At 62.4% G+C, this 314-nt stretch carries 1 protein-coding gene; it reads left to right on the plus strand.

From position 1 onward, the window contains the following. Positions 1-314, plus strand: a 314-nt coding sequence (locus NZK81_RS21535) for an aldehyde dehydrogenase family protein (RefSeq protein ID WP_260048001.1), incomplete at both ends; no start/stop codon positions are given.

A 314-nucleotide genomic window follows, 5' to 3' on the forward strand; every position in this document is an offset into this window, starting at 1 on the left:
CGCTCGAGTTGGGCGGCAAGTCGGCGCACATCGTGTGCGGCGATGCCGATATCGACGCGGCGGTGGAAAGCGCTACCATGTCGACCGTGCTCAACAAGGGTGAGGTCTGTCTGGCCGGTTCGCGCCTGTTCCTGCACCAGTCGATCCAGGACGAGTTCCTGGCCAAGTTCAAAACCGCACTTGAAGGCGTCCGCCAGGGCGATCCCCTCGATATGGCAACCCAGCTTGGCGCCCAGGCGTCGAAGATGCAGTTCGACAAGGTAGAAAGCTACCTGCGCCTCGCAACCGAGGAAGGGGCCGAAGTTTTGACCGGC

Origin of the sequence: Novosphingobium mangrovisedimenti (genome assembly GCF_025153475.1) — a bacterium.
Classification (GTDB): Bacteria; Pseudomonadota; Alphaproteobacteria; order Sphingomonadales; family Sphingomonadaceae; genus Novosphingobium; species Novosphingobium mangrovi_A.